We start from the raw sequence: 404 nt of genomic DNA, 5'->3' as shown, positions 1-404 counted from the left end.
TGCTCGGCCTGTCGTACGGCCAGGCGTCGGGCACCGTGACGGCGAACTTCTCGCCGCGCTTCCGCTATACCGGCGCGGCCCTGTCGGCCGATCTGGCCTGGCTGGTGGGCGCTGCGTTCGCTCCGCTGGTGGCGCTCGGCCTGTCGGCCAAGTTCGGCCTGGTGGCCGTGTGCGTCTACCTGCTCTCGGGCGCGGTCTGCACGCTCCTGGCGCTGAAGATCAACCGCTGGATCGAACGCCGCGAGGCGTAAGGCGGGCCCCCGGATGCGCCGGCGGGCGCGTCCGCATCCCGCCATTGCAGGAACTGCCTCCTGCGTCGTGCCGCACATCGACGGGTCCTGTTCAACGACGGGGCCCGTTTTCACGGGTGCGGGAAGAACGATCCGTCAGGGTGGGCCGGGGCG

Annotated in this window: 1 pseudogene; it reads left to right on the top strand. The window is 71.3% G+C overall.

The features are described from left to right. Window positions 1-251 (top strand): annotated as a pseudogene (locus tag GR212_RS36685) (MFS transporter); the annotation flags it as partial. Window positions 252-404 lie beyond the last annotated feature (153 nt).

The organism is Martinezella lusitana, assembly GCF_010668395.1.
Classification (GTDB): Bacteria; Pseudomonadota; Alphaproteobacteria; order Rhizobiales; family Rhizobiaceae; genus Rhizobium; species Rhizobium lusitanum_A.
The sequence above is the reverse complement of the archived record's forward strand: the minus strand, read 5'-3'. Positions and strand labels throughout refer to the sequence as shown.